At 71.7% G+C, this 1,666-nt stretch carries 3 protein-coding genes; 1 reads left to right on the top strand and 2 read right to left on the bottom strand.

What is annotated here, in order from left to right:
- The coding region (locus P409_RS33685; RefSeq protein WP_034848955.1) for a LysR family transcriptional regulator at positions 1–334 on the bottom strand (334 nt) is incomplete at its 3' end.
- Between the two features lie 92 nt (positions 335–426).
- On the opposite strand from P409_RS33685, the gene P409_RS33680 reads away from it, so the two are divergent.
- Positions 427–1,290, top strand: coding sequence for an EamA family transporter (locus P409_RS33680; RefSeq protein WP_034848956.1), 864 nt, complete (start codon positions 427–429; stop codon positions 1,288–1,290).
- Positions 1,291–1,451: 161 nt separating this feature from the next.
- Here P409_RS33680 and P409_RS33675 read toward each other — a convergent pair.
- Positions 1,452–1,666: hypothetical protein (locus P409_RS33675; protein ID WP_034848954.1), on the bottom strand; the 215-nt coding region annotated here is incomplete at its 5' end.

The raw sequence follows: 1,666 nt of genomic DNA, 5'->3' as shown, positions 1-1,666 counted from the left end.
AGGGCGCGGGGCAGGCGGCGACCGCGACATCCTCCAGCAGGCCCAGCCGGACCGTGCCGGCGACCTGCCGCCCGGCCAGCACCCGCCGCGCCTCCTCGCTGGCGCCGAGCGCGCGATGGGCATAGCGCAGCAGCGTCTCGCCCGCCTCGGTCAGGCGGATGCCGCGGGGCGACCGGTCCAGCAGGCGCTGGCCGACATCCTCCTCCAGCCGGCGCAGCTGCATGCTGACCGCCGCCTGGGTCCGCGCCAGCCGCTCGGCCGCGCCGCTGACGCTGCGGGCCTCGACCACCGTGGCGAAGGCGCGCAGCAGGCCGAGGTCGAGATCCCGGACCATAACGATCCCTTATGCGGATATCAGGACTATCACGATACCTGCCCGCGCCGCTCTCCGCTATGGTGCGGGTCCCGCAACCACCGGGCCGCAGCATGACCACCGATTCCGAGACCAGGCCGGGCCTGACCGGGGGCGTCGCCGCCGCCGCGCTGATGGCGGTCGGCTCGATGACCCTGGTGCAGCTCGGCGCCGCTTTGGCCAAGCCGACGCTGGAGAGCTTCGGCCCGCTGGGCACGACCTGGCTGCGGCTGGCCTGGGCGGCGGTGCTGCTGGTGCTGATCACCCGGCCGCGGATCCTATCCTATTCCTGGTCGCAATGGCGCGGCGCGATCCTGCTCGGCGCGGCGATGGCCGGCATGACGCTGTGCTATTTCCAGGCGGTGAACCGCATCCCGCTGGGCCTGGCCACGGCGATCGAGTTCCTCGGGCCGCTCGGCGTCGCCGCCCTCGGCATGCGCCGTGCCTGGCACGCGCTCTGGCCGGTGCTGGCGCTGGCGGGCGTCGTGCTGCTGGTGCATGACGGGTCCGCCTGGACCGTCGATCCGGTCGGCGCCGGATTCGCCCTCGCCGCCGGCCTCGGCTGGGCGATCTACATCCTGCTGATGAAGCGCGTCGGCCAAGCCTTCGACGGGCTGCAGGGCCTGACCATGTCGATCGCGGTCGCCGCGGTGGTGGCCACGCCCTGGGGGCTGGCGGAGAGCGGCGGCCACATCCCGCCGGCGGTGCTGGGCATCACCATCGGCCTCGCCATCCTGGTGCCGCTCCTGCCTTACGCGCTCGAGATGATGGCCCTGCGGCGGATGCCGACCCGCGCCTTCGGCATCCTGATGAGCGCCGAGCCGGCGCTGGGCACGCTGATCGGCTTCGCCGTGCTGGGCCAGGCCCTCAGCCCGGCCCAGCTCGCCGGCATCGCCCTGGTCGTGGTCGCCAGCCTGGGCGCGGTGGCGGGGGAGTGACCGCTTGTAAATGCTACTGGCGCGGCCGTCTGACGGCGGTGTCTCCGCTTCCGGTGCTCACGCACCAATGTGCGCTGCGCTCCGGTTCTCGACACCACCGCCAGCCGACTCACGCCAGCGCATTTCCAAACGATCTCTCAAGCCGGCACAAGACAGCCAAGCTATTTGGGAGCCGCCTGCTTGCCGATCCCGTGCAGTGTCGCCGCTCGCCGTTCAGCGAATTCAGCCTCGACGTCCTCTCCTGAAAGGACGTGCCCGGCGCGGGCGTCGGCAATGCCTTCGGCGACCTTCCGGCGGAACCAGGCGTCGTATTGATCCGGGGTCAAGCCGTTGTCCGCTGATCTCTTCATGGCTTCATCCCCGCCAAGCCGGCTTC

Source organism: Inquilinus limosus MP06, assembly GCF_000767795.1.
Lineage (GTDB): Bacteria > Pseudomonadota > Alphaproteobacteria > DSM-16000 > Inquilinaceae > Inquilinus > Inquilinus limosus_E.
The sequence above is the reverse complement of the archived record's forward strand: the minus strand, read 5'-3'. Positions and strand labels throughout refer to the sequence as shown.